The organism is Terrabacter sp. AAH1 (assembly GCF_054456855.1).
Window position 1 is genome coordinate 399,812 of record NZ_JBTJJV010000002.1, and the last position, 25,279, is coordinate 425,090.

A 25,279-nucleotide genomic window follows, 5' to 3' on the forward strand; every position below is an offset into this window, starting at 1 on the left:
AGCGAGTCGAAGGAGTTCACGCGATGCGTGGAGTTGTCATGTACGGACCCGGCGACGTGCGGGTGGAGGACCGCGAGGACCCTCAGATCATCGAGCCGACCGACGCGGTCATCCGGCTCAGGGCGACGTGCATCTGCGGCAGCGACCTGTGGCCCTACCGCGGCGCCGAGCCGGTCGACCACCAGGTCATGGGGCACGAGTACGTCGGCGTCGTCGAGGAGATCGGCTCCGAGGTGCGCACCGTGAAGGTCGGCGACTTCGTCGTCGGGTCGTTCTGGGCCTCGGACAACACGTGCGAGATCTGCAAGGCCGGCTACCAGGCGTACTGCACGCACCGCGTCCTCATGGGCACCATCGGCACCCAGTCCGAGCTGGCGCGCGTCCCCCTCGCCGACGGCACCCTCGTCGCGACGCCGGGGCAGCCGGACGCCGACCTCATCCCGTCGCTCATGGCGGCCTCCGACGTGCTCGGCACCGGGTGGTTCGCCGCGGTGGCAGCCGAGGCGGGGCCGGGCAAGACCGTGGCCGTCGTCGGTGACGGCGCCGTGGGTCTGCTCGGCATCCTCGCCGCCCGTGAGCTCGGCGCGGAGCGGATCATCGCCTTCAGCCGGCACGCCGACCGGCAGGCGCTCGCCCGCGAGTTCGGCGCGACCGACATCGTGGAGGAACGCGGCGAGGCGGGTGTCGCGCGCGTCAAGGAGCTGACCGGCGGCCTCGGCGCGCACTCGGTCATCGAGGCCGTCGGCACGCAGGAGGCGATGATGCAGGCCATCCGCTCGGCCCGACCCGGTGGCCACGTCGGCTTCGTCGGCGTCTCGCACGACGTCGCGATCCCCGGCGACGAGCTGTTCATGGCCGGCGTGCACTTCCACGGCGGTCCGGCACCGGTGCGGGAGTACCTGCCACACCTCATCCAGCTCATCTGGGACCGGAAGATCGCACCGGGCAAGGTCTTCGACCTCACCCTCCCGCTCGAGGAGGCAGCCCAGGGCTACAAGGCCATGGACGAGCGCACCGCGACCAAGGTGCTGCTGACCGTCTGACCCGGGCCCCCCAACTGGGTCACCTCACGCAACAAGACAGAGGAGCAGCGATGCAGCTTCAGGACTTCCTCGACCACGTCGACGCCGGACGCGTCATCGAGGGCGGCTCGGCGGCGCACGAGTTCATGCACGACGCCGCGCAGGACGCGCTGCGCGTCGTGGCGCAGCTGAACGGCGCCTACCGCACGCCCGACGAGGTGCGGGCGCTGCTGGCGGAGCTCACCGGGAGGGCCGTGGCCGCGTCGGTCACGGTGTTCCCGCCGTTCTACAGCGAGTTCGGCAAGAACCTCGAGCTGGGTGAGGGCGTCTTCGTCAACATGGGCTGCCGCTTCCAGGACACGGGCGGCATTCGCATCGGCGAGGGCACGCTCATCGGGCACGGGAGCACCCTGACGACCCTCAACCACGCCGTCGACCCGGACCGGCGCGCCGACATGGTGCCCGCCCCGGTGGTGATCGGCAGGAAGGTCTGGCTCGGCGCGGGCGTCACCGTCGTGCCGGGGGTGACCATCGGCGACGGGGCGATCGTCGGCGCCGGCGCGGTCGTCACGAAGGACGTACCGGCCGACGCCGTTGTCGCGGGCGTGCCGGCCAGGCTCATCCGCCCGACCGGCTACCGCGCCTAGCCCGTCGTCAGCCCGCGTCAGCCCGTCAAGGGAGCGGGATGTCCTGGGTGCGGACGAACTTCGCCACCGTCCAGGCGGGGTCGGCCGTCTCGACGTCGTCCGAGAAGACGGTCGTGCCGCCGGCGGTGACCGACACGTCGTCGACGACGACGCCCGCCCCGAGCACACCGCCGTCCGTCACGTACGCGACGCGCACCTTCACCGTCGACCCGGCGTATGCCGTCAGGTCACGTGTCACCTGGCGCCAGCCGCCGCTGTTGCCGTCGAGCCGGTCGCCGAGGGTCGTCCACGTCGTGCCCCCGTCGGTCGAGGACTGCAGGTAGACGTAGTCGAAGCCACGCTCCGTGTCGTGGTTGAGCCAGGTCGACCACGTGACCGGGCCACTGACCGCGGTGAGGTCGACACTGCGGGTCAGCGTCGCCGTCATGCCGTTCTCCTGCGGCGCCGAGTACGCCCACGACCCCGAGTGGGGACGGTTGGGCGTTCGGATCCGGGCCACCTGCGTGGCGACCGTCTGCCCGCTGTCCCGGTCAGTGACGGTGACCTGCACGTCGTGCCACCCGGAGGCAGCGTCGACGGGAGGGGTGACGGTGAACGACGTCGCCGCGCGGCCGTTCGCGGGCACGTCGAGGCTCGCCGTCGCGGGCTGGGCGACGAACCCGTCAGGTGCCTCGACGGCATACGCGAGGTGCTGGGTGGAGTCCCTCAGCGTCGACGCGCTCACGGTCACCGTCGCCGGGTCGTCGTGGGTCGCGATGCCCTCGCTGGGCGACGCACTGACGAAGACGTCCTTGCTCAGGCCGGGCCCGAACGTCGGCGGCCGGTCCTGCTCGCGGGTGCCCCACGTCGTGCTGTGCGGGTCCTCGGTGAGAGTCAGGTCGATCGTGTGCGCCGAGAGCAGGTCGCGGTTGCTCATCCAGCTCTTCGTCCACGGCGCGCGGTGGGCGGGGTTGCCCCTCGCGGCGGAGGCAATGTACTGCAGCCGGCTCGCGCTGGCGCCGGGGGCGTTGATGCGGATGCGCTCGCCACCCTCGGGCGTGATCTCGGTGCGCTCGAACATCGGCGCGCTGAGGACGAAGCTGCCGCTGCCCGGCTGGGCCTCGAAGATGCCGACCATCGAGAAGACGAGCCACGACGAGATGGTGCCGAGGTCGTCGTTGCCGGGCATCCCGTATGCCGTGTCGGTGAACAGCGGACGGGCAGCGCGGGTGATGGCGGACGTCTTCCACGGGGCCCCGGTCCACGCGTACATCCACGGCACGTGCAGGTCGGGCTCGTTGTTCGGGTTGAACGCGAAGTTGTTGTGGTAGTCGTACGCGCCGACGACCCACGAGTCACGGGCGACGGTCTGCGGGCTGCTCAGCACCTTCGGCATGTCGAAGAACGTGTCGAGGCGCTGCTCGGCCTTTGTCGCGCCGCCCATGAGGCGGAAGAGCGAGGTCGGGTCCTGCTGGGCGAGCCACTGGTACTGCCACGCCGTGCCCTCGTGGAACGCGTTGCTCGTCGTGGGGTCGGACGAGCCGACCCACGCGCCGTCGGCGGCTCGCGGCCGGGGGAAGCCGGTGAAGCCCTTCGACTCGCCGCCGGCGTCCCAGAGCTCCTCGATGTTGGTGCACCGGCCGGCGAGCTCCTTCGCCTTGGCGTCCTCGCCGAGCGCGGTGGCCATCGTCGAGAGCATGCAGTCGCCGTACGCGTACTCGAGCGTCGCCGAGCCGGCCTGGCGTGAGTCGCCCCACTGGTAGCCGCCGCGGTCCTGGTAGCCGACCCAGCCGTTCTTCGTGTACGTCGGGTTGCCGTCGCGGCCCCGGAAGGTCGACTGGTCGGCCGGGACCTCGTTCGCATTGCGCCACAGGGCCGCGAAGAGCTTGCGCGACGTCGTGTCGTCGAGGATCCCGCGCTGCCACAGGGTGACGATGAACGGCGTCACGGGGTCACCGCTCATGACGTTCGTCTCGCTGCCGGCCAGGGCCCAGCGGGGCAACCACCCGGCGTCCTCGTAGACGTGGAGGATCGACTTCGCCATGTCGGCCGCCCGCCGCGGGTGCAGCAGCGCGACGAGCTGGTTCTGCGAACGGTACGTGTCCCACAGCGAGAACATCTGGTAGTACGGCGTGCTCGACGTGTGCACCGTGTTGTCCAGGCCGCGGTACTTCCCGTCCACGTCGGATCCGACCGACGGGTGCAGCAGTGACCGGTAGAGCGCGCTGTAGTACGTGCGCTGGTCGGTCGTGGTCCCACCGGCGACGCGCATCCGCTCGAGCTCGCCCTTCCAGGCGTCGTGCGCCCGGGTGCGCAGCGCGTCGAAGGAGGTCGTGGCGCCGGCGGCCTCGGTCTCGGTCTCGGCGACGCGGTTGGCGCGCGCCCCGTCGACGGAGGTGTAGGAGATGCCGACGCTGGCCCGCACCTGGTGGCCGGCGGCGCTGTCGAAGGTCGCGTAGGCGCCGGTGCGGCCGTTGTTCGCCGTGGTGCTGCGCTCGCGTGCTCCCTCGACCGGGGCGCCGGTCGAGCCCCAGGCCCCGTACGCCGTGAACGGTCGGTCGAACTTCAGTGAGAAGAAGACGTCGTAGCGCTCCTTCGCCGTCTCCCAGCAGAAGTCGCCGCCCCTGACGTGGCCCTCGATGGTGTCGGTCCCGACCACCTTGACGTCGGCGCCGAAGGTGTAGCCGTTGCCCTCGCCGACCTCGACGACGACGTTCTGGGACTGGCCCGCGGGATAGGTGTAGCGGTGCTGCCCGGTGCGGTCGGTCGCGCTCAGCTCGGCGTCGATCCCGTAGCGGTCGAGCTTCACCCGGTAGTCACCGGGCGCCGCGCTCTCGCGCTCGTGCGAGAAGGCCGAGCGGTATGCCGTCGGGTCCGAGCTCGTCACCGCCCCGGTCGTCGGCATCAGGCGTACGAGACCGGTCGTCTGGCAGCCCACGCCGGACAGGTGGATCTGGCTGAAGCCGACGGTGGTCGTGTCGGCGTAGTTGTAGGACGCGTACTGCTTGAGTCGGGTGTCAGGGCTGTTCTGCACCATGCCGAACGGCATCGCGGCGCCCGGGAAGGTCGTGCCGTCGCCGTTGTTGCCGATCGAGGTGTTGACGAGGGTCGTCGGGTCGGCGGCGAACCGCGCGGTGGGCGTGGCGGACGGCGCCGCGCCGGCACCGGACGCCGGCGCTGTGACCGCCGCCATCGCACCGGCCGCGATGAGCGCGGTGGCCAGAACGGCGGTGCGGCGGAAGAGGGACGGGGTTGGCATGCGGACGCCTCCGTGGTCTCGTCGGTGAGAAGCGCGCTCGGCAGCCGGAACGGGCTGGTGAGCGACGCCATGGAGGCTGGCACAGGGCAGGGAGTGACCGGCCGGTAGGCCGTGCGGGAGGACAAAGCTGTCCGAATCGGACACGCGACCGGACTTCGGGTGTCGGTCGTGCGGTCGGTCGTGCGGTCAGGCTCTCCGGGGGCGGCCGATCGACAGGGCGAGGCCCGCGAGGAGGACGGTCGCGGCGACGACGGCGAACGCCGCGCTCAGGTCGACGTCCTGCTCGGTCACCGTGACGTGCTTGGGCAGTTCGGCGAGGACCTTCGTCAGGGCGTCGGCGTCGGTCGCCGCGAAGTACTCGCCGCCGGTCGTCTGGGCGACTCCCTTGAGCGCGGCCTCGTCGACGACGAGGAAGTTGCGGCCCGCGCCGCCGACACCGCCGGGACCACCCCCGAAGTCACGGGTGCGGGGCTGCGAGAACCCGCCGTACTGCTCTCGCGTGCACGCCATCTGGGTGGGGTTCGTCGTGCCGAACCCGATCGGGTAGACCCGCACACCACGGGCCGCGGCCTGCTCCGCCGCCTGGGCCGGCGTGACGCCGCGGGTGTTGGCCCCGTCGGTGAGCAGCACGATGATCTCCGGTGCGACGGCCGGCTTGTCGCCCGTGCCCGGGCCGGTCCCGGCGCCGGGCGTCGGTGTCGGCGCGGGCGTCGGGTCGGCCGAGCCCGACCCGTCGGTCGTCGGCTCGTCGACGGCGTCCGACGGCGCGACGTTCGGGTCGAGCTCGGCGATCGCGTCGATGGAGCGCAGGATGGCCGCGCCGATCGTCGTGCCGCGCCCGGTCGTCACCGCGTCGAGCGCCGCGAGCAGCTCGTCGCGGTCGAGGGTCGGGGCCACCGCCAGCTGCGCGAAGCCGGAGAAGACGACGAAGCCGATCTTCGTCTCGCCGTCCTGGTTCTCGATGAACGACCGCACCGCAGCCTGGGCCGCGGCCAGCCGGTTCGGGTCGACGTCGGTCGCGCACATCGACCCGGAGACGTCGAGCGCCAGGATGATCGTCGAGCTCGACACGGGCACCTGCGCCCTGACGGTCGGACGCGCCGAGGCCAGGCCGAGCAGTCCGAGCGCGGCGAGCACCAGGGCGATCGGCACGTGCCGGCGCCACGAGCGCGACCCGGCGCCCACCGACCTCAGCAGTGCCACGTTGGAGAAGCGCACGGCCTGGCGCCGGCGGCGCCGCAGCTGCCACACGTAGGCGCCGGTCAGCAGCGGCACGGAGAGGAGCGACAGCAGCAGCACGGGCAGCCCGAAGGACACTCAGATCACCCGCCCCTGGCGCAGCACTGAGATGGTCGCGCCGCCGAGCAGCAGCAGGGCTGCCGCGGCAGCGAGCCACGACGTCACCTCGTGCGGCACGGTGCGTGTCGTCCACTGGAGCTCGATCGAGTCGTAGACCGCGGCGAGGGACGCAGCGTCCGTGGCCCGGCGGTAGGTGCCGCCCGTCGTCTCGGCGATCTGCTGCAGCGACGCCTCGTCGAGCGCCGTCGCGATGCTGAACCCGTCGACCTCGATGACGGTGCCCCCCGGGGTTCCGAGCCCGATCGGCTCGACGCGCACCCCGGCCGCGGACGCCAGCTCGGCGGCTTTGACCGGGTCGGCCGAGGCCGTGTTCTCGCCGTCGCTCAGCAGCACGATCGCGGTGCCGCCGTGGAAGCCGATCGGCGTCTCGTCCTGCGTTCCCGCCTCCGCGTCGCCGGGCGCCTTGACGGGCTTGCCGACGATCGCGCTCAGCCCGGTGAGGACACCGTCCGCGAGGGACGTGTCGCCCGACGGCTTGAGGCGGGCGACGGCTGCCAGCACGGCGGCCCGGTCCTCCGTCGGCCGCTGCGTCACGAGCGCCGTGCCGCCGAAGGCCACGACCGCGATGCGCACCGACGGCGGCTGCTTCTCGACGAACCCGCGGGCCGCGGCCTTGGCCGCCTCGAGCCGCGAGGGCTTGACGTCCTTGGCCGCCATGCTGTTCGACACGTCGAAGGCCAGCACGACCGTCCCGTCGCGGTGCGGCTCGGCGAACGACGCCACCGGCCGGGTCAGCGACAGCACGAGCACGGTGAGCGCCCCGATGAGCAGGGCAGGTCCGGCGTGGCGCCGCCAGCCGCGGCGCGGTGCCGGCATGACGAGGCCCTGCTCGGCGAGGGCGGCGCGCCGCTGCTCCTGCACCCGCAGCACGCGCCGGTAGCCGACGACGAGCACCGGGACGACGAGCAGTCCCGCGAGCGCCCACGGCCACGTCAGCGTCATCGCCGTCTCCTCATCGCCGTCTCCTCATCGCCGTCTCCGTCGTCGCAGCTCGGAGATGCGCATGAGCGACCGCACGAGGTCGTCGTCGGTGCGCACGGTGTAGAGGTCCACCCCCGCCTTGCGGGCGCGCGCCTCGAGGTCGGCCTGCCGCGCGTCGGCCGCCGCCGCCAGCCGTTGCCGGAACACCGTGTCGCTCGTGTCGACGAAGATCTGCTCGCCGGTCTCGGCGTCCTCGACGTAGACGCCGCCTGCGTCGGGCAGCTCGCTCTCGCGCGGGTCGACGACCTGGATCGCGACCACCTCGTGCCGCCGGGCGAGCCGGGCCAGCGGCCGCTCCCACCCCTCGGCGCTGATGAAGTCCGACACGACCAGCACGAGCCCACGTCTGCGGGCGATGCCCGCTGCCGCCGTCAGCAGGAGCGCCAGGTCGGTGACCGTCCGCTCCTCGGTGGCTCGGTCGGGCGCGCCGCCGCCGTATGCCGGCCGCCTGGCTCCGCCCGCCCGCCCCGTCCTCGGCCGCAGCCGGTCGCGCCACCCGGACGGGGCAGCGGAGGGCTCCTCGGCGGCGCGGGACTCGCGCCGGTCCAGCAGCAGCTTGGCGATACGCAGCACCTGGATGCGCCCCGACGCCGGCGGGACGATCGCGTCGACCCCGGTGTCCATGACGATCGCCCCGACCCGGCTGCCGCCGCGGGTCAGCACGTGCGCCAACGTCGTCGCGACCTCCGCCAGCACGAGGTGCTTCTGCCGGTCGACGGGCCCGAAACCCATCGACGCCGAGTGGTCGAGCAGCAGCCACGCCGTCAGCTCCCGGTCCTCGACGAACTCGCGGACGTAGGGCGTGTCGAGCCGTGCCGTGACGTTCCACTCGATGTGGCGCAGGTCGTCGCCGGGCTCGTACTCGCGCAGGTCGGTGAAGTCGAGCCCCGACCCTCGGAAGAGGCTGCGGTAGTCGCCTTGGAGCCGCCCGTCGAGCCGCCGCACCACCCTCCACTCGAGGTGCCGGAGCAGCCGCTCGGCGGTCAGCGTGTCGGTCGCGCCCATGTCGCGTCACCGACCGTGCCCGCAGTGCCGGCGGTGCCACCTGCGGGGATCCCACCGGACTCCGCCCCGAACGCCCCGGCCACCGAGCCACGCGCCTGCTGCTCGCGGACCTGCTGCTCGCGCAGCGGGGCGGTCGGCACCGGGACGGCGTGGATGATCGGCGTCAACAGGTCGTCCGGCGTGAGGTCCTCGGCCAGCGCCTCGTAGGAGGGCACGATGCGGTGCCGCAGCACGTCTCGCGCGAGGTCGCCCACGTCGCCCGGCAGCACGTAGTCGCGCCCGCGGAGGAACGCCAGCGCCCGGGCGGCCAGCACGAGGTTGATGGAGGCGCGCGGGCTCGCTCCGTAGGTCAGCAGACGAGAGAGGTCGTCCCGGCCCACGAGCGCCGGCTCGCGAGTCGCCGCGGCCAGCCGGACGGCATACTCGATGACCGCAGGGTCGACGTAGACGGCGTCGGTCTCGCGCTGGAAGACGCGCAGCATCTCCGGGTCGAGCACCCTGATCGTGGTGACGGCGGCCGAGATCTGCCGCTCGACGACGACGAACTCCTCGGCGGCGGAGGGGTAGCCGATGAGGACCTTGAGCATGAAGCGGTCGACCTGGGCCTCGGGCAGGGCATACGTGCCCTCCGACTCGATGGGGTTCTGCGTGGCCATGACGAGGAACGGGTCGGGCGCCGGGAAGGTCTCGCGCCCGATCGTCACCTGGCGCTCCTGCATGACCTCGAGCAGGGCGCTCTGCACCTTCGCCGGTGCCCGGTTGATCTCGTCGGCGAGCACGAGGTTGGCGAAGACGGGCCCGAGCGAGACCTGGAACTCGCCGTCGCGCTGGTTGTAGATGCGGGTTCCGATGAGGTCGGCCGGCACGAGGTCGGGCGTGAACTGGATGCGCTGGAACTCGCCGCCGATCGCGTGCGCGAGGGTCTTGATCGCCATCGTCTTGGCCAGCCCCGGCACGCCCTCGACGAGCAGGTGCCCGCGCGCGAGCAGGGCGACCATCATGCGTTCGAGCAGCAGGTCCTGGCCGACGATGGTCCGCTTGACCTCGTAGAGCGCCTGCTCCAGCTCGTGCCGACCCTGCCCGCCACCCTGCCAGCCCGTCTGCCCCTTGCCTGCCTCGCCCTGCATGCCGTCCTCCTGTCGCTGCTGCCTGGTCGTGCTGCCCTGCTGCTGGTGGGTCGTGCTGATGACGTGTGCGGCCCGTGACGTGTGCGGCCTGGTTCCTAGCGCGCGATGCCGCCGCCCCCGCCGCCCGCGGTCGCGATGGGCACCGCGAAGCCGATCCCGACGAAGAGCGACTGGTCGGTGGGGTTGGCGAGGCCGGTGACGATGCCGACGACCTGCCCGGCCCGGTTGAGCAGCGGGCCGCCGGAGTTTCCGGGGTTGACGGCTGCGTCGAACTGGATGAGGTGCTCGAGCCTGCGGTTGCTCTCGACCCGCACGGTCCGGTCGAGCGCGGAGACGACGCCGGCCGACAGCGAGTCGGTGAGCCCGAGCGGGTGGCCGACGGCGAAGACGGGTGCGCCGACCGCCACCCCGCCGCCGAGCACCGCCGGCACGACCGTCTCGGGCAGCTTCGCCGGGGTGAGGGTCGCGATGTCGCTCTCGGGCTTGCGCGACACGATCGTCGCCGGCGTGCTGGTGCCGTCGGAGAAGGCGACGGTGATCGCGGTGGCGCCCTCGACGACGTGCAACGCCGTGAGCACCGTGCCGTCGGCGTTGACGACGACACCGGCGCCCCTGCCCTGCGACTGCCGCCCGGCCGACGTGCCTCGGGTGCTGATGACGACGAGTGAGGGAGCGATCGCGGCGTGCGCGACGCTCGCGTCGGCGGGTGCCGCGGCGTCGGCCTCCGCCTGGCGTTCCAGCCCCTTCTGCACGGTCAGGTCGACGTCGCGCTGCGTGATGGGGGCGGGGCTCGGCGGGCGGGTGACGGCATACGCGGTCACTGCCGCCGCGACGAGGACGAGGACGGCCACGCACCCCCACACCCAGCGCGGGACCGCCGCCAGCCGGCGGCGGGTGCGCTGCCACGGCCCGTCTGGTGGTGGCGGCTCGGCAGCCTCGAGCCCTGCCCCGGGTGGCGCGAGAAGGCGGGCGCGCAGGGGTGTCCCGGCGCCAGGGGCGGCGGTGTCGACTGCAGGGGGAGCGGTGACCCGTGCCACCTTTTCGACTGTACGTTTCGATCGCCGTGAGCGGCAGGGGTCCGTTGAAGGTTCACAGGTTCCGCCGAAGGGGTGGCTCGCGGTCCCTGCCACGGGTAGGAATGGCGTATGCCGTCCGCCGCGTCCCTGGTGCGTCAGCGCCTCGCGGGGCAGCGGGAGGCGCTGGCCGTGGCCGAGGAGGCCCTGCGCGCCGGCGAGCCCGAGGGGCTGCACGACGTCCGCGTGGCCATCCGCCGCATCCGTTCGGCGCTCGCGACCTTCCGGCCGGTGCTCGAGCGCTCGGCCACCGACCCGCTGCGCGACGAGCTGCGGTGGGTGTCGGTGCTGCTGGGGCGCGCCCGCGACGTCGAGGTCGTCATCGAGCACACGGAGGCGCTGCTCGCCGACGCCGAGCCGGTGGGCCTCGACGACGCCGTCAGCGGGTTGCGCGCGCGCCTGCGCCTCGACCTCACGGCCGCCGGCGACGTCGTCGACGAGACGCTGGCCTCGACGAGGTATGCCGCGGTGCTCGGTCTGCTCGACGCAGTCGTAGGCGACCCTCCGGTCACGGCTGCCTCGGATCGCGGCGGCAAGGGTTTCGCCCGCAAGCGGGTCGAGCACGACCTCGACCGTGTCGTCGAGCGGATCGCCCTCGTGCGGGCCGCCGGCGACGCGGACGAGCAGGCGACCCGGCTGCACGACGTGCGCAAGGCCGCCAAGCGGTTGCGCTACGCGGCCGAGGCAGCCGCTCCCGTCGCAGGGTCGCGCATCCGCGAGATCGAGGAGGTGGCCGAGGCCACCCAGGACGTCATCGGCCTGCACCACGACGCGACCGTGACGCGCGCGACGCTGCGGCACCTTGCGCTCGACGTCGACAGCGGCGAGGCCGCGGCCTTCCTCCTCGGTCACCTCGACGCCGACGAGCAGCGGGTCCTGCGCGACCTCAGGTCACGGTCGCTGGATGCGCTCGACGCGCTCGAGAAGCTGGCGAAGCACCGTGGCTGACGCCGCCCAGGGGCCGTCGGGGCCGCCGGATCGAGTCTGCCGGAACGCCGAGGTCGTCACGTGAGTCCCACCGGCATGGACGTGGACCTCACCTGCCCGATCTGCTCCGCACCGGCGATGACGCCCGGCGAGATCGTCGGTCGTTCGCCGGGTGTGAAGTTCAAGGAGCAGGGGGGCGGCCTGCTGGGCGACCTCACCGGGGTGCCCGTCACCCGAGGGGTCTTCAACCACAGTGCCCGAGCCCTTCGCTGCGGCTCCTGCGGGACCATCGTGGTCCCTCCGGCCGGGCGAGCACCCTAGCCGCTGACCACTCCCTCGGCGACGAGTCGCGGGACCGGCTGCTCCGGGTGCGGCTCGTCACCGACCGCCTTCTGCGCGAACCACATCCGTGCCTCGAGCTGCTCGCGGACCGTGGCGTGCGCCGGGTCGTCGGCGACGTTGTGCAGCTGCTCCGGGTCTCGCACGTTGTCGTAGAGCTCCCACTCGGCGGGGAAGCGCCGGTCGGAGCAGCCGGGCAGGCCGAGTCCGTCGTTGTAGAAGTGGATGAGCGTGTGCTCGCGGGTGCGGTAGCCGTAGTGGGCGCCGACCTGGTGGCTGCTGTCGTCGTGCATCCAGTAGCGGTAGTAGAAGCCCTCGGCGTCCGGATCCTGCTGGGGCTCAGATGATCCCGTCAGCTCGCCCCAGAACGACCGGCCCTGCATGCGCGCCGGGACGGTCACGCCCGCGGCGTCAAGCAGCGTGGGCGCGATGTCGGCGTTCGTGACGATGCGGTCGAACGGACGGCCGGCCGGGATCGCCGCCGGGTAGGAGAGGACGAACGGCATGCGGATCGACTCCTCGTACATGAACCGCTTGTCGAACCAGCCGTGGTCGCCGAGGAAGAAGCCCTGGTCGGAGGAGTAGATGACGATCGTGTCGTCGAGGTCGCCGCGCTCACGCAGCCAGTCGGTGACCCGACCGACGTTGTCGTCGACGGAGGCGACGCACGCGAGGTAGTCCTCCATGTATCGCTGGTACTTCCACAACGCTTCCTCGTCGTGGGAGAGGCCTTCCGGCACAGGCTGTTTGAGGTCCTCGGCCGTCAGGTGCTCGGCGATCCGCATCGCGGCACGGCGGGCCGTGTCGGAGCGGCCCGACAGGTCGTCGGTGAACGTCGCCGGCACGGGGATCAGCCCGTCCACGCCGGGCGCGCCCACGGCATACATGCCCTCGTGCTCGGCGTCCGGCTCCCACGACCGGTGCGGTGCCTTGTGCCACACGAGCACGCACCACGGCTCGTCGCCCTCCAGACTCTCGACCCAGCGCAGGGCGAGGTCGGTGATGAGGTCGGTGGCGTAGCCCTGCTCGACGCGCAGCCCGTCGGCCGTGAGGAAGCGTGGGTCGTGGTACTCGCCCTGGTCGATGAGGGCCTCCCAGTGGTCGAAGCCCTGCGGGTCGTGGCTCACACCACCGGTCGACCCGTCGCCCATGTGCCACTTGCCGACGAAGGCCGTGCGGTAGCCGGCCTCGCGCAGTGCCGTGACGAACGTCGGCTGCGATGCGTCGATCGGGGTGTCGAGGGTCGTCACGCCGTTCACGTGGCTGTAGGTGCCGGTGAGGATCGTCGCCCGGCTGGGCGCACAGAGCGAGTTCGTCGCGAAGAGGTTGTCGAGCCGCGCGCCCGACGTGGCGACCGCGTCGATGTGCGGTGTGCGGTTGACGACCGAGCCGTAGGCGCCGATCGCGTGGGCGGCGTGGTCGTCGCTCAGCACGAAGACGATGTTGGGGCGCCGGCTCGGCGGGGTCGGGGCAGTGCTCATCGGCTCCACGCTAGACGCGACCTAGCATCGGCGCATGCAGCACCCCATCGTGCGAGACGCGACGGCCGATGACGCCGCGGCGGTCGCCGCCGTCTACGCGCCGTACGTCACGGGCACGTCGATCACGTTCGAGACGGACCCACCGAGCGCCGACGAGATGGGCCGGCGCATCGCCGCGGCACAGCGCTCGCACGCGTTCCTCGTGCTGGAGGACGCCGGCGAGGTCGTCGGGTACGCGTACGGCGGGCCGTTCAAGGAGCGTGCGGCCTACCGCTGGTCGTGCGAGGTGTCGGTCTACCTCGCGATGGACCGGCGGGGCAGCGGCGGGGGCCGCCGGCTCTACGAGGAGCTGCTGCGGCGCCTGGCCGCTCGCGGCTACCGCATGGCTGCCGCCGGCATGACCCAGCCGAACGAGCCGAGCGCCCGGCTGCACGCGGCGATGGGTTTCGAGTCGGTCGGGACCTACCGCGACATCGGCCACAAGTTCGGCGTCTGGCACGACGTCACGTGGGTCCAGCGGCGGCTCGGCGACCCACTTCCGCCGGGAGCCACGCCGCCTGAGCCGACCTGAGCGTCAGGAAGTGAGAACTCGACGAAGGACGGTCGAGTGCTCACTTCCCGACACGAGGAAACGGGCACTCGACGAAGCAGCGTCGAGTGCCCACTTTCCTTGGGTGTCAGGGGAGGGCCGGGTAGTCCGTGTAGCCCTCGGCGCCGCCGCCGTAGAAGGTGGCCGGGTTCGGCTCGTTGAGCGGGGCACCCTCGCGCCAGCGACGGGCGAGGTCCGGGTTCGCGAGGAACTCGCGCCCGACGGCGACGGCGTCGCCGAGGTCGCGCTCGAGGATGTCCTCGACCTCCGCGAGGCCCGTCACCGAGGCGAAGCCCGTGTTGAGGATGACGGGGCCGCCGAACCGCTTGCGCAGGTTGCGCACGAGGTCGGACTCCGGGTCGCCGAGGATGCTGAGGTAGGCGAGGCCGAGCGGCGCGATGCCCTCGACGAGCGTCTCGTAGGTCGCGGCCGTCTCGAGCTCGTCCTCCTCGAGCACGCTCTGGATGTTGTGCGCGGGCGAGATGCGGATGCCGACGCGGTCGGCGCCGATGGCCTCGGCCACCGCGGTCGTGATCTCGATCGCGAGGCGCGCCCGGTTCTCCGGCGAGCCACCGTACGCGTCGGAGCGCTGGTTGCTCGACGGGGCGAGGAACTGGTGGGGGAGGTAGCCGTTGGCGGCGTGCACCTCGACGCCGTCGAGTCCGGCCGCGATCGCCTGGCGGGCCGCGTGCACGTACTCGGCCACGAGCGCGGGGATCTCGTCGGTCTCGAGGGCCCGCGGGACGGCATACGGCTGCTCGCCCGAAGGCGTCACGATGGAGCCCGGCGCCGCGATCGCGCTCGGGGCGACGCTCTCGAGCCCGCCCTTGTTGTCGGGGTGGGCGACGCGTCCGGCGTGCATGAGCTGGACGACGACGTGGCCGCCGCCCTGGTGCACGGCGTCGGCGACGAGGCGCCAGCCGGCGACCTGCTCGTCGGAGTGGATGCCGGGGGTGTCGAGGTAGCCCTGGCCGACGGCGCTCGGCTGGGTGCCCTCGGTGATGATGAGGCCCGCGCTCGCGCGCTGGCCGTAGTACTCGGCGTTCAGCTCGGTCGGTGCCTGCCCGGCGCCGGCACGGTTGCGCGTCAGCGGCGCCATGACGAAGCGCTGGGGGAGGTCCCAGCGGCCGATGCGGATGGTCTCGAAGGCCGTGGACACAGGCCTGCTCCTCACGTTGTCGGGGATGGTCGGCGGCTCGCTGCCGCAATGCGGTGGAGCCTTCAACTACCTAGGCGACAAGTCGGACAGGGCGACGCACATTCCCGGTGGGCGGAGCGAGTCCGACCCGGCGTGCGGCGGGTGTGACCCGTCAGACACGACGAAGGGGAGGATGCCGTCGGCATCCTCCCCTTCGCGACCAGCGCTCAGACCGCGTGGGTCTGCGTGTGGGTCACGGCGCGTAGATGTACTTCATGCCCGGACCGTCGGTCAGGGTGCGGGTGTTGTAGTTGTACGGGCCGGCGAGGGCGTTCATCTCGATGATGGTGACCTCGTTGCCGTTGACGGCGGTGACCCAGGCGACGTGGCCGACGCTCGAGGAGCCGTGCACGCCGGGCTGCATCACGAGGATCGAGCGGGTGCGCGGCGTGCCGGTCACCGTGTAGCCCGCGCTCGCGGCGCCGGAGGCCCACTCCATGGCGTTGCCGGTCCAGCCACCGGGGTAGTAGCCCTCGGACGCGTGCCACTTGGCGAGCGCGCCCCAGGTGCACTGGCCCTTGGTGGCCCAGTTGTAGGCGGAACGCATGCCGGAGGACGCGCTCGGGACCGAGCCGTTGCTGACCGACTTCGTCGTCGACGTCGTCGACGTCAGCGTGCGACGGGTGAGGTCACGCGAGGCGCGCGCGGCAGCAGCCTTGCGCTCCGCGGCGGCCTTGGCAGCGGCAGCCTTGGCGGCGGCGCGCTCCGTCTTGACCTGGATGTCCTCGATGACGCGCGGCTTGGGAGCCGTGGCGCGCTGGGTGACGGCCTTCTGCGCAGCCGGCGCGTAGCCGATCTTCGCCAGGGCGGTCGAGGCGGCGGGGACGGCGCCGGTGGCCGGGCCGACGGCGGCAGCACCGGCGGTCGTGCCGGACAGCGGCTCGGCGCTCGCCGGGTTCGCGAAGGAGGCGACAAGGCCACCGGTGGCCGCGACGAAAGCCGCGCCCTTCATGGCCGGCTGAGCCGTCTCGCGCGCGAGGACCTTGAGCTCGTTGAGGGGGTTGTGTCGGCCGGGCGCACGGTGGCGGCCGCGGATGATCTCGTTGTTCACACGTGTACCTCTCCGCGCCTACGAAGTTAGCTGTCGGGTTCGGGCGGAAAGGTGCCCGGCGCTCCCCCGGCCCGCGACGAGTCGCGATCCGGGCGAGTACTTCACCCCAAGGACGTCCGGAGTCGTGGCGCCGGACGCCCGGAGAAACGTGTGGTTCCTCCGCTCCTGTCACAAGGTTTGCTCTCGCTCGTCAGGCGGTGACAGGACTAGGCGGTCCACCTCGCGAGCGCCCGACCAGGTGGCCGGACCCTCGGAAGAGTAGACGACGTTGCCGGCAAAAGTCACGTTGAGGTAACGGGGACTCGCCGGAAAGATCGTTGAAGGTCCGTTTTGGGCATCTTTACCTGCGACATACCTTCGTGCCTTGTGACGCGAGTCACATGACTCGCGCTTGACCGGCTCGAGACGGCCGACCCCCTCGGCTGCGAGTCGCCACGGGTGGTCGGGCGTGCTCAGGAAGCGCTCGTGAGGTGGCCGAAGACGATGACGTTGTCGCGGTACTCGTTGCGGCTGTCGGTCGGCCCACCGCACGTCACGAGGCGGATCTCGGAACGTCGGAAATCGCTCCGGTAGACGAGGTCGGTCGGGAAGCGCGACTTCTCGTAGGCGGCGACCTTGTCGACGGTGAAGACGAGGTGCGAGCCGTCGCGGCGCGTGACCTCGACGACGTCGCCCGCCTTGACCGCGCCGAGGCGGTAGAAGACTCCGGGAACGCCGGACGGTGTGTCGACGTGGGCGGCGATCACGGAGGGGCCGAGCTGTCCGGGGGTCGGGCCTCCGTCGTAGAGCCCGACCTCCTGAGCGGTGCCGGGCACTGAGATCGTGCCGTCAGGCTGGACCCCGAGCGGCACGAAGGTGCGCGAGCGGACGCCGATGGAGGGGATCTCCAGCAGGGTGGGCTCCGAGGCCGCCAAGGGGCCGCCCTGCAGAGTGCCCGCAGGCGCGGCCCCCGAGGTGCCCGGTCTCCCCGCAGCCCGCGTCCCACCCTGACCGGGGGACACCGACGGTGCGGGGGAGTCGGAGGCTGTCGCGCCGACGGTCGCCAGCGCGCTGCCTGCCGGCTGTGCAGCGGGCGGGGTGCCCGCCGCACCGGGCGATGACGGACTGCCACGCAGGCCGAGGACGAGCGCGACGACGGCCACGACGAGCAGGAGCGCCGACGCCGTGGCAGCCGCCGCGACACCGGCGGTGACGCGGCGGCCCGACGTGGCCTCCTTCGGCTCTGTCACGTGATGCTCGTCTCCGGTCGGTCAGCCGGTCAGGAGCGCGACCGGGCGGAGCGGCGGGCGGCGAAGGCGCCGGAACCGGCAGCAGCGAAGAGCGCGGCGCCTCCGACGGCGAGGAGCATGCCGTTCGTGTTGGTCGTGCCGCTCAGGCCGCCGCCCGTGTGCATGCCGCCGGTGGGCGCAACGTGCAGCGCCCCGCACAGGGCCGGGTCGGTCGCCTCGGTCGGAAGCTTCGGGTCGAGGTCGCTCTTGGTGTCGCCCGAGTACTTGCCGTCCTTGTTGTGGTCCACGCCGTGCACGACGACGACGGACTGGCCCTTGGCGATGGCGGCGGCCACACCGTCGGACACGGTGATGCTGCCGCGCTCGTAGCTGAGGTTGCCGCCAGGGGCGGTGCTGAAGCGGTCGACCGCGAGGCCGCTCTTGGGGCTCGTGTCCCCGGTCTTCGTGAGCGAGACGACGATGTCGCCGTAGGCGGGTCCGCCCTCGGTCGTGTTGATGGTGCCGTCCCCGCTCGTGTCGTCCTTGATGGTCGGGCACTCGTGACGCGCGGCCGCCGCGAAGTGGATGTGCGCGGCGTGCGGCTGGTCGGGCAGCAGGCCACGTGCGGCCATCTCGACCTTGATCGTGTTGCCGGTGACCGTCACCTGGGCGGTGCCGGAACCGGACACCTCGCTGCCGGGCACGGGCTCGAGTTTCGCGCTGACCCAGCCGTCGGCCGCGAAGGCGGGGCCGACGGACAATGCCATCGCGGCAGCAGCGGCCAGGCCGGCGCCCGCGATCCGAGTGGTGGTGCGAGTGGTGGTGCGAGTGGTGCTGGTGCGCATCTGTTCTTCCTCCTTGACGAGGAGACACAGCCGTCCAACCTGCTCTGCTTCAGACGGGGGGTCGTCATCGACCGTCTCCGGGTGGGGTTCGCTGTCGCGAGCCGTCCGGATTGGATCGGTGCCGGGCCTTTTCGCCGGTCCGGCCACGCATGCGCCTCTCTGGGTCTTGACTGGGAGGGACGGGGCGCGACCGGTGCCCTGCGGAGGAAGGGACAAGGGCCGTGCTCGAGAGCTCCAAGGCGTTCGGCGGGTTCTCCGTCGACGACATCCCTGCGGCGAAGGCGTTCTACGCCGACACGCTCGGCCTCTCGGTGACCGAGGAGAACGGCATGCTCACGCTGCATCTCGCCGGGGACCGGCCGGTCGTCGTCTACCCGAAGCCGAACCACCAGCCCGCGACGTTCACGGTGCTCAACTTCCCGGTCGACGACGTCGAGGCGGCTGTCGACGAGCTGACCTCGCGGGGCGTCACGTTCGAGCGGTACGAGGGGACGCCCACCGAGACCGACGAGAAGGGCGTCTTCCGCAAGGGCGGCCCGCTCATCGCGTGGTTCACCGATCCTGCCGGCAACGTCCTCAGCGTCATCGAGTCGTCGCCGGCGTGACCCGCCGGCGCTGAGCCGCCGGGGCCGTATGCCGCGTGGCTAGGGTCGGGGGGTGTTCGACGACAGCGCCCATGTCCTGCGCCGTACCCGCCGCGTGCTCGCCGAGCACGTGACCCCTTCGGTCCACCGCGACCGCGTGCCGCTCGCGACGTCCGCGTGGCCGGTGCCGGGGGAGCCGGTGCCCGTCGCGGACGCGCTGGCCTCAGCCGCGGGCGGCTGTTTCGAGCCGGTCGCGCCGGGCACGCCATGGGGTGAGCCGTGGTCGACGTGGTGGTTCGAGATCACCGGGGCGGTGCCCGAGGCGTTCGTCGGGGAGTGTGTCGAGGTCGTCGTCGACCTCGGCTTCCATGGCGAGGGGCCGGGGTTCCAGGCCGAGGGGTTGCTCCACGACGCCGAGGGCACACCGCTCAAGGGCATCCACCCGATGAACCGGTGGCACCGCGTCGCGTCGGAGGCGCGCGGCGGCGAGCCGATCCACCTCTTCCTCGAGGCCGCCGGCAACCCGGCCGTGATGGAGCACGGGTTCCGCCCCACGAGGCTCGGCGAGGTGGCGACGGCCGGTGCCGCGCCGCGCTACGTCCTCGGCGACGTCGAGGTCGCCGTCTTCGAGCCGGAGGTCTTCGGGCTCGCGATGGACCTCGACGTGCTCGTCGACCTCGCGACCGAACTGCCCGAGCGGGATGCCCGCCGGCTCGAGGTGACGGCCGCGCTCGACGACGCCCTGGCTGCCCTCGACGTCCACGACGTGCGGGGGACCGCCGCCGGGGCGCGAGCGGCCCTCGCCGACGTGCTCGCGGCGCCCGCGGTCACGAGCGCGCAGCGGCTCACCGGTGTCGGCCACGCGCACATCGACTCCGCCTGGTTGTGGCCCGTGCGCGAGACGGTGCGCAAGTGCGCGCGCACCTTCGCCAACGTCACGGCGCTCGCCGCCGACTACCCCGAGCTCGTCTTCGCCTGCTCGTCGGCCCAGCAGTACGCGTGGACGAAGGAGCACCAGCCTGCGATCTGGCAGCGGATCAAGGACGCCGTCGCGGCGGGCGTGTGGGAGCCCGTCGGGGGCCAGTGGGTCGAGGCCGACGGCGTCATGCCGAGCGGCGAGTCGCTCGTGCGCCAGCTGCTCCACGGACAGCGCTTCTTCGAGCGAGAGCTCGGCGTCCGGTGCCGCGGGGTCTGGCTGCCCGACTCGTTCGGCTACTCGGCGGCCTACCCGCAGATCGCGCGGCTCGCCGGCGCCGAGTGGTTCCTGACGCAGAAGCTCAGCTGGAACGACACCAACACCTTCCCGCACCACACGTTCTGGTGGGAGGGCATCGACGGCACCCGCATCCTCACGCACTTCCCTCCCGCCGACACCTACGAGAGCAAGCTCGGTGGCGCCGACGTGCACCGGTCCGCCCGGCAGCACCTCGACAAGGGACGCTCGCGGCGGGCCCTCATCCCGTTCGGCTTCGGCGACGGTGGCGGCGGTCCCGAGCGCGAGATGCTCGAGCGGGCCCGGCGGCTCCGCTCGCTCGAGGGCTCGCCCGCGGTCGAGGTCGGCACGGCCCAGTCGTTCTTCGACGGCGTGCGCGAGGAGTACGCCGACCGAGCCCCCACGTGGACGGGGGAGCTCTACCTCGAGCTGCACCGGGGCACCCTGACGAGCCAGCGCGCGATGAAGGTCGGCAACCGCGGCTGCGAGGCGCTGCTGCGTCAGGCCGAGCTGGCGTGGACGCTCGTCGCCCTGCGCGGGCTGGGGGAATGGCCGGCCGAGCGGCTGCGTCTCGTGTGGGAGCGCCTGTTGCTCCTGCAGTTCCACGACATCCTCCCCGGAAGCGCCATCGCGTGGGTGCACCGCGAGGCCCGCGACGACTTCGAGCGGCTCACCGCCGAGCTGCGGGCTCTCGTCGACGAGGCGCTGACGCTCCTCTCGCCGGGCAGCGGCCTGCTCAACGCCGGTCCGTACGCGCGGCGTGAGGTCGTCGACGCCGGTCCCGGTCCCGTGCTCGTCGACGTGCCCGCGCTGTCGGTCGGTGGCGTCGTGGTCGAGCAGCCCGCGCACCCGGTCGCGGTGGACGGGCGCACCCTGACGAACGGCCTTGTCTCCGTGACGATCTCGGCGGACGGGTCGATCGAGTCGCTCGTCGACCACCGCCACGGCGACCGCACCGTCCTGCCGGAGGGCGCCCGGGCCGCGGAGCTGCGGCTGCACCCCGACGTGCCGGCGATGTGGGACGCCTGGGACATCGACAAGCCGCACAGCCGCACGTGGACGTCGCCGATCGGCGTCGAGGTCTCGGTCGTTGAGAGCGGCCCGCTGCGCGCCGTCGTCGAGGCCCGCGGCACGGTGGGGCGCTCCACCTTCGTGCAGCGCACGACCGTCACCGCCGACTCGCCGCGCGTCGACGTCGAGGTGCGGGTCGACTGGCGCGAGCGTGAGCGCGCCCTGGCGGCATACGTCCCCGTGTCGGTGCTCGCGCCGCACAGCAGCGCCGACATCCAGTTCGGGCACCTGCGGCGGCCCACCCACGAGAACACGTCGTGGGAGTCCGCGCGCCACGAGATGGTCGCCCACCGGTGGCTGCACGTCGGCGAGGAGGGCTGGGGCGTGGCCCTCGTCAACGAGGCGACCTACGGCCACGCGGTCCGCCGATCGGTCACCGACGCCGGCGAGCCGGTCACGACGATGCGGCTGACACTGCTGCGCTCGCCGTCCTTCCCCGACCCGACGACCGACAGCTCGGAGGAGGTCGGCGAGCAGGTCATCCGCTTCGGCATCGTGCCCGGGGCCGACGTCGCGGATGCCGTCGAGCACGGGTATGCCGTCCACCTCCCGCTGGTCGGTGCGCTGGGTTCGCCCGGGGGGCAAAGTGGTTCCGTCGGCCCGGTCGTCGAGGTGGACGACCCGGCCGTCGTCGTCGAGGCGGTCAAGCTCGCCGAGGACGGCAGCGGCGACGTCGTCGTGCGGCTCTACGAGTCACGCGGCGGCCGGGCGCGCTCCGGCGTGCGCACCGGCTTCGAGTGGTCTGCCGTCACCGAGGTCGACCTGCTCGAGGAGGAGTCGGCGGTGCTCGACGGGCGTCGGGCGCTGCGCCGGGGCGACGCCGGTCGGGCCGACGAGCGGCAGGTGACGGTCGAGCTGCGACCGTTCCAGCTCGTGACGCTGCGCTTCAACCCGGTCGGCCCCGGCTGACGCGACAGAGTGAGGTCAGCTCTCGGAGGCCTCGGCGATCGCGGCCCGGCGCTTGAGGCAGAGCTCGGTGATCTCGGAGACGAGCTCGAGGGGGACCGGCCGGCTGATCGGGAAGCGGACGGTGTCCTTGGCCCGCCGGTAGGGACCGATGGCGTCCTCGAACTCGGGGTCGCCCGTCGGCACCGGGTAGAGGCCGACGTGGTTCTTCCAGCCGGCGTAGTAGATCAGCGGCTTGCCGTCGACGGTGAAGGTCGCCATGCCGTAGCTGATCTTCTCCGCGGCGTGGGGAGCCGCCTGCTGGATGGTCCGTCGCACACCGGCGAGCTGACTGCGCGTCTCCTCTGGATAGGACGCGATGTAGTCATCGACGGACGCAAATCTCGGGGCCAATCCAGGTCCTCACCTAGTTCCGGACCGGTCGCGGAGGGATGCCTCGACTGTATTGCGCGAAAGGGGTGACTGCAAAGTAAGCACCGTGTTACGGCATGAACTCGTCAACAACCTACGAATGGTGATGAATCGGGCTCAGACGTCGAGCCACTGCTCGCCCGCGAGCGCCTTGGCCACGGCGTCGGCGCCCGGCCCCTCGGGCCGGCGACCGAGGAGGGTCGCGGTCGTGAAGCCGGCTGCGAGGCCGTCGAAGACGTGGTGCCGGCGCAGCATCGCGTGCCGTCCGCCTTCGACGGTGACGTAGCCGACCCGCGCGGTGCGGGCCAGGTCACGGGCCACCGCCGCCGAGTTCGTCGGGCGGGCCACGCGGTCGTCGTCGCCGTGGACGAGCAGCACCTGCCGACCGGTGAGGTCGAGGTGCCCCTCGTGCGGGTACACCCACGGGTTGAGGGCGACCGCGCTGACGACGGGCTGCTCGGCCGCGGCGAGCAGGGCCGCGCGGCCGCCGAGGGAGTGGCCGACGAGACCGACCGGCAGGTCACGGCCGAAGCGCTCGGCCACCTCGCGCAGCGCCCAGCGCACGTCGTCGACCGGCGTGTGGTGCGCGTCCCAGCCGCGGGTCGAGTTGAGCAGCCGCAGCACGGCCAGCTCGCCCTTGGCCGCGAGGGCGATGCGCGCCGCGATCGGCACCATCCGCAGCACCGACAGCTGGGTGGGGCTGACCCGCATCGGCCTGCGGCGCGCGGCGCCACCGTGCAGCACGAGCACCACACCACGGGGAGCGCTGGGCGCGGCGGTGTCGATGAGGCGGGCGTGGGTCACTCGGACGGCATACCCGATCGGGAGAGCGCAACGAACTGCTCTCCCGGTCGGCGGCTGGCGTCAGGGGCGCAGGAGGACCTTGACGGCGAGGCGCTCGTCCATGGCGCGGTAGCCCTCGGCGACCTCGTCGAGCGGCAGCTCGAGGTCGAAGACGAGGCCCGGGTCGATGCGGCCGTCGAGGACCCGCTCCATGAGGTCGGGCAGGTAGCGGCGCACCGGCGCGATGCCGCCCGCGAGGCCGATGTTGCGGACGAACATCCGGCGCAGGGGCAGCTCGACGCCGTGCGGCACGCCGACGAAGCCGACGGTCGAGCCGGCGCGGGCGACGTGGAAGGCGGTGTCCATCGACTGGTGCGTGCCGACGCACTCGAGCACCGCGTCGGCGCCGATGCCGCCGGTCAGCTCCATCACGGCGGCGACGGCCTCGTCGCCGCGTTCGGCGATGACGTGGGTCGCACCGAAGCCGCGAGCGAGAGCCTGGCGCGGCTCGTGGCGCGACATCGCGACGATGCGCTCGGCGCCGAGCTGCTGGGCGGCGATGACGCCGCACAGACCCACTGCCCCGTCGCCGACGACGACCGCGGTCGAGCCCTCGCGGACGCCCGCCGCGACGGCCGCGTGCCAGCCGGTGGCCATGACGTCGGTGAGCGCGAGCAGCGACGGCACGAGCGCGTCGTCAGGCATGCCGTCGGTCTTGACGAGGCTGCCGTCGGCCTGGGTGACGCGAGTCAGCTCGGCCTGCCCGCTCGACGTGCCGTCGGCGTTGGGGCACGCGGACTGCACGCCCGCCAGGCAGTCGGGGCACGTGTTGTCGCAGTGGCAGAACGGGATGACGACGAAGTCGCCCGGGCGGAAGTCCTTGACCTCGGAGCCGACCGCCTCGACGACGCCGACGGCCTCGTGGCCGATCGTCGAGCCCTCACGGATCGGGTTCTCGCCGCGGTACGGCCACAGGTCGGAGCCGCAGATGCAGCCCGCCGTGACGCGCACGATGGCGTCGGTCGGGGCCTCGATGGTCGGGTCGGGCACCTCGGAGAGGCGGATGTCGCCGGCAGCGTGGATCGTCGTAGCGCGCATGGTCGCCATCCTTCCCCTGCGTGGCGCCGGCCTCCAAACGGAAGACGGGCACCCGACGGCGCCCGCGAGTCGAGTGCTCGGCCTGCTTCGTGTGTCAGCCTCGCGAGCGCAGGCGCAGGTTCGGCAGGCCGGGGGCGGGAAGGGTGTGCTCCCACTCCTTCGGGAAGACGCCGTATGCCGTCTCGCCGCCGTTCTCGTCGCCGTTCTCGTCGCCGCTCACCTCGCGGGCGCGCTGCCACTCCTCGCGGAAGCCGACGACCTCGTCGTGGCTGCGGCCGATGAAGTTCCACCACATGACGATCTGCTCGCCGAACGGGGCGCCGCCGAGCACGAGGAAGCGGGCCGCCTCGTCGGGGCCGGACTCGACGGTGACCCGCTCGGCTCCGGTCGCCTGGAAGACGATCTCGCCGGGCTTGGCAGTGGCGTCGCCGACGGTGAGCAGCCCTGTGTCGCAGAGCAGCCCGTGCTCGTGGCCGGGATCGACCGTGATCGTGAGCGACCGCCCCGGCTCGAGCGTCACCTCTGCGCCGACGAGGTCGGAGAACATCGTCACCGGCGACGTCTGGCCGAAGAGGGTGCCGAGGAAGACGAGGACGCGCGCCCCGTCCACCTCGGTGACCGGCGGGGCGTAGTGCTCGAAACCCGGGGTGGCGAAACGGTCGGCCTCCGGCAGCGCCACCCACAGCTGCGCGCCGTGGAGGACGGTCGTGCCGGGCGTGGAGTACTCGGAGTGCGCAATGCCCTTGCCGGCGGTCATGATGTTGAGCTCGCCCGGACGCACGAACGCGTGGGCTCCGGTGGTGTCGCGGTGCTCGACCTCGCCGGTGAAGAGCCACGAGACGGTCTGCAGCCCGGTGTGCGGGTGGCCGGGCACGGCCATCCCCCCGGTCTGCGACACGTCGTCGGGGCCGTAGTGGTCGACGAAGCACCACGCCCCGATGAGCGAGCGCTCGCGCTGGGGGAGGCTGCGGCGTACGGGCATCGCGCGGGGACCGCCCAGCGGCACCTCGCGGTAGGGGAGCACGACCGCGCTGGACGGGCCACCCTCGCGGGCGGCGCAGACGACCTCGTCGGGGTGGCGGTCCGGGTTGCTCACCGGATCAGGCTAAGCCTGACGTTGCTA

General features: G+C 72.4%; 22 protein-coding genes and 1 riboswitch. Of the genes, 7 read left to right on the forward strand and 15 right to left on the reverse strand.

Translation table 11 applies throughout. The annotated features are described in order from the left end of the window. Nucleotides 1-23: 23 nt before the first annotated feature. Nucleotides 24-1,043: a zinc-dependent alcohol dehydrogenase family protein gene (locus ACXR8F_RS05840; RefSeq protein WP_458799134.1), complete on the forward strand. Its 1,020-nt coding sequence runs from the start codon at nt 24-26 to the stop codon at nt 1,041-1,043. A 50-nt stretch (nt 1,044-1,093) separates the two neighbouring features. Beyond that, nucleotides 1,094-1,669 (forward strand): DapH/DapD/GlmU-related protein, encoded by a 576-nt coding sequence (locus ACXR8F_RS05845; RefSeq protein WP_458799135.1) that lies wholly within the window; start codon nt 1,094-1,096, stop codon nt 1,667-1,669. Nucleotides 1,670-1,694: 25 nt separating this feature from the next. Here ACXR8F_RS05845 and ACXR8F_RS05850 read toward each other — a convergent pair whose 3' ends face one another. The 6 genes from ACXR8F_RS05850 to ACXR8F_RS05875 all read right to left on the reverse strand — a co-directional run bounded on the left by ACXR8F_RS05850 (nt 1,695) and on the right by ACXR8F_RS05875 (nt 10,416). After that, nucleotides 1,695-4,907, reverse strand: coding sequence for a GH92 family glycosyl hydrolase (locus ACXR8F_RS05850; RefSeq protein ID WP_458799136.1), 3,213 nt, complete (start codon nt 4,905-4,907; stop codon nt 1,695-1,697). Nucleotides 4,908-5,093: 186 nt separating this feature from the next. Further along, nucleotides 5,094-6,224, reverse strand: a complete 1,131-nt coding sequence (locus tag ACXR8F_RS05855; protein WP_458799137.1) for a VWA domain-containing protein — start codon at nt 6,222-6,224, stop codon at nt 5,094-5,096. After that, the gene (locus tag ACXR8F_RS05860; protein WP_458799138.1) at nt 6,225-7,208 is read right to left on the reverse strand and encodes a VWA domain-containing protein; all 984 of its coding nucleotides are present in this window, start codon (nt 7,206-7,208) and stop codon (nt 6,225-6,227) included. Between the two features lie 24 nt (nt 7,209-7,232). Then, the gene (locus ACXR8F_RS05865; RefSeq protein WP_458799139.1) at nt 7,233-8,252 is read right to left on the reverse strand and encodes a DUF58 domain-containing protein; all 1,020 of its coding nucleotides are present in this window, start codon (nt 8,250-8,252) and stop codon (nt 7,233-7,235) included. After that, nucleotides 8,231-9,379 carry an AAA family ATPase gene (locus ACXR8F_RS05870; protein WP_458799140.1) on the reverse strand — a complete coding sequence of 383 codons (1,149 nt, stop codon included), beginning with the start codon at nt 9,377-9,379 and terminating at the stop codon, nt 8,231-8,233. Before ACXR8F_RS05870 ends, ACXR8F_RS05865 begins: the two co-directional genes overlap by 22 nt. 95 nt (nt 9,380-9,474) lie before the next feature. After that, nucleotides 9,475-10,416 (reverse strand): S1C family serine protease, encoded by a 942-nt coding sequence (locus ACXR8F_RS05875; protein ID WP_458799141.1) that lies wholly within the window; start codon nt 10,414-10,416, stop codon nt 9,475-9,477. A gap of 108 nt (nt 10,417-10,524) precedes the next feature. On the opposite strand from ACXR8F_RS05875, the gene ACXR8F_RS05880 reads away from it, so the two are divergent. Together ACXR8F_RS05880 and ACXR8F_RS05885 are read left to right on the forward strand one after the other, a co-directional pair. Next, complete coding sequence (locus ACXR8F_RS05880; RefSeq protein ID WP_458799142.1) at nt 10,525-11,400, forward strand: CHAD domain-containing protein; 876 nt, start codon at nt 10,525-10,527, stop codon at nt 11,398-11,400. A 60-nt stretch (nt 11,401-11,460) separates the two neighbouring features. After that, nucleotides 11,461-11,700: a hypothetical protein gene (locus tag ACXR8F_RS05885; RefSeq protein ID WP_458799143.1), complete on the forward strand. Its 240-nt coding sequence runs from the start codon at nt 11,461-11,463 to the stop codon at nt 11,698-11,700. Here the strand turns inward: ACXR8F_RS05885 and ACXR8F_RS05890 are convergent. Next, nucleotides 11,697-13,199, reverse strand: a complete 1,503-nt coding sequence (locus ACXR8F_RS05890; RefSeq protein ID WP_458799144.1) for a sulfatase family protein — start codon at nt 13,197-13,199, stop codon at nt 11,697-11,699. The genes ACXR8F_RS05885 and ACXR8F_RS05890 overlap by 4 nt on opposite strands. A gap of 34 nt (nt 13,200-13,233) precedes the next feature. On the opposite strand from ACXR8F_RS05890, the gene ACXR8F_RS05895 reads away from it, so the two are divergent. Next, a complete protein-coding gene (locus ACXR8F_RS05895; RefSeq protein ID WP_458799146.1) occupies nt 13,234-13,770 on the forward strand; it encodes an N-acetyltransferase family protein in 537 nt (178 codons plus the stop codon). Nucleotides 13,771-13,876: 106 nt separating this feature from the next. Here ACXR8F_RS05895 and ACXR8F_RS05900 read toward each other — a convergent pair whose 3' ends face one another. From ACXR8F_RS05900 to ACXR8F_RS05915, 4 genes are all read right to left on the reverse strand, one after another. Then, nucleotides 13,877-14,947 (reverse strand): alkene reductase, encoded by a 1,071-nt coding sequence (locus tag ACXR8F_RS05900; RefSeq protein ID WP_458799147.1) that lies wholly within the window; start codon nt 14,945-14,947, stop codon nt 13,877-13,879. A 232-nt stretch (nt 14,948-15,179) separates the two neighbouring features. Continuing rightward, complete coding sequence (locus tag ACXR8F_RS05905; RefSeq protein WP_458799148.1) at nt 15,180-16,037, reverse strand: CHAP domain-containing protein; 858 nt, start codon at nt 16,035-16,037, stop codon at nt 15,180-15,182. 3 nt (nt 16,038-16,040) lie between these two features. After that, a riboswitch (cyclic di-AMP (ydaO/yuaA leader) is annotated at nt 16,041-16,227 on the reverse strand. 262 nt (nt 16,228-16,489) lie between these two features. Then, nucleotides 16,490-17,266, reverse strand: coding sequence for a class F sortase (locus tag ACXR8F_RS05910; protein ID WP_458799149.1), 777 nt, complete (start codon nt 17,264-17,266; stop codon nt 16,490-16,492). A gap of 29 nt (nt 17,267-17,295) precedes the next feature. Continuing rightward, nucleotides 17,296-18,090 carry a hypothetical protein gene (locus tag ACXR8F_RS05915; protein ID WP_458799150.1) on the reverse strand — a complete coding sequence of 265 codons (795 nt, stop codon included), beginning with the start codon at nt 18,088-18,090 and terminating at the stop codon, nt 17,296-17,298. A 221-nt stretch (nt 18,091-18,311) separates the two neighbouring features. Here ACXR8F_RS05915 and ACXR8F_RS05920 point away from each other — a divergent pair, with 221 nt between their 5' ends. Both ACXR8F_RS05920 and ACXR8F_RS05925 read left to right on the forward strand, forming a co-directional pair. Then, complete coding sequence (locus tag ACXR8F_RS05920) at nt 18,312-18,695, forward strand: VOC family protein (RefSeq protein ID WP_458799151.1); 384 nt, start codon at nt 18,312-18,314, stop codon at nt 18,693-18,695. A 52-nt stretch (nt 18,696-18,747) separates the two neighbouring features. Beyond that, on the forward strand, nt 18,748-21,867 hold the full coding sequence (locus ACXR8F_RS05925; protein WP_458799152.1) for an alpha-mannosidase: 3,120 nt from the start codon (nt 18,748-18,750) through the stop codon (nt 21,865-21,867). Nucleotides 21,868-21,882: 15 nt separating this feature from the next. Here the strand turns inward: ACXR8F_RS05925 and ACXR8F_RS05930 are convergent, their stop codons facing one another. The 4 genes from ACXR8F_RS05930 to ACXR8F_RS05945 all read right to left on the reverse strand — a co-directional run bounded on the left by ACXR8F_RS05930 (nt 21,883) and on the right by ACXR8F_RS05945 (nt 25,252). Continuing rightward, nucleotides 21,883-22,257 (reverse strand): iron chaperone, encoded by a 375-nt coding sequence (locus ACXR8F_RS05930; protein ID WP_045189248.1) that lies wholly within the window; start codon nt 22,255-22,257, stop codon nt 21,883-21,885. A 135-nt stretch (nt 22,258-22,392) separates the two neighbouring features. Beyond that, on the reverse strand, nt 22,393-23,079 hold the full coding sequence (locus ACXR8F_RS05935; RefSeq protein ID WP_045189251.1) for an alpha/beta hydrolase: 687 nt from the start codon (nt 23,077-23,079) through the stop codon (nt 22,393-22,395). Nucleotides 23,080-23,139: 60 nt separating this feature from the next. After that, entirely contained in the window at nt 23,140-24,156 is a 1,017-nt protein-coding gene (locus ACXR8F_RS05940; RefSeq protein WP_458799153.1) for a zinc-dependent alcohol dehydrogenase family protein, read from the reverse strand. A 94-nt stretch (nt 24,157-24,250) separates the two neighbouring features. Further along, nucleotides 24,251-25,252 (reverse strand): pirin family protein, encoded by a 1,002-nt coding sequence (locus ACXR8F_RS05945; RefSeq protein WP_458799154.1) that lies wholly within the window; start codon nt 25,250-25,252, stop codon nt 24,251-24,253. Nucleotides 25,253-25,279 lie beyond the last annotated feature (27 nt).

Excerpts from the sequence above, each read along its gene's own strand:
- ACXR8F_RS05840 (WP_458799134.1), top strand. The coding sequence starts at position 24 with ATGCGTGGAGTTGTCATGTACGGACCCGGCGACGTGCGGGTGGAGGAC.
- ACXR8F_RS05870 (WP_458799140.1), bottom strand. The coding sequence starts at position 9,379 with ATGCAGGGCGAGGCAGGCAAGGGGCAGACGGGCTGGCAGGGTGGCGGG.
- ACXR8F_RS05845 (WP_458799135.1), top strand. The coding sequence starts at position 1,094 with ATGCAGCTTCAGGACTTCCTCGACCACGTCGACGCCGGACGCGTCATC.
- ACXR8F_RS05895 (WP_458799146.1), top strand. The coding sequence starts at position 13,234 with ATGCAGCACCCCATCGTGCGAGACGCGACGGCCGATGACGCCGCGGCG.
- ACXR8F_RS05850 (WP_458799136.1), bottom strand. The coding sequence starts at position 4,907 with ATGCCAACCCCGTCCCTCTTCCGCCGCACCGCCGTTCTGGCCACCGCG.
- ACXR8F_RS05915 (WP_458799150.1), bottom strand. The coding sequence starts at position 18,090 with ATGCGCACCAGCACCACTCGCACCACCACTCGCACCACCACTCGGATC.
- ACXR8F_RS05890 (WP_458799144.1), bottom strand. The coding sequence starts at position 13,199 with ATGAGCACTGCCCCGACCCCGCCGAGCCGGCGCCCCAACATCGTCTTC.
- ACXR8F_RS05940 (WP_458799153.1), bottom strand. The coding sequence starts at position 24,156 with ATGCGCGCTACGACGATCCACGCTGCCGGCGACATCCGCCTCTCCGAG.
- ACXR8F_RS05860 (WP_458799138.1), bottom strand. The coding sequence starts at position 7,208 with ATGACGCTGACGTGGCCGTGGGCGCTCGCGGGACTGCTCGTCGTCCCG.
- ACXR8F_RS05880 (WP_458799142.1), top strand. The coding sequence starts at position 10,525 with ATGCCGTCCGCCGCGTCCCTGGTGCGTCAGCGCCTCGCGGGGCAGCGG.
- ACXR8F_RS05865 (WP_458799139.1), bottom strand. The coding sequence starts at position 8,252 with ATGGGCGCGACCGACACGCTGACCGCCGAGCGGCTGCTCCGGCACCTC.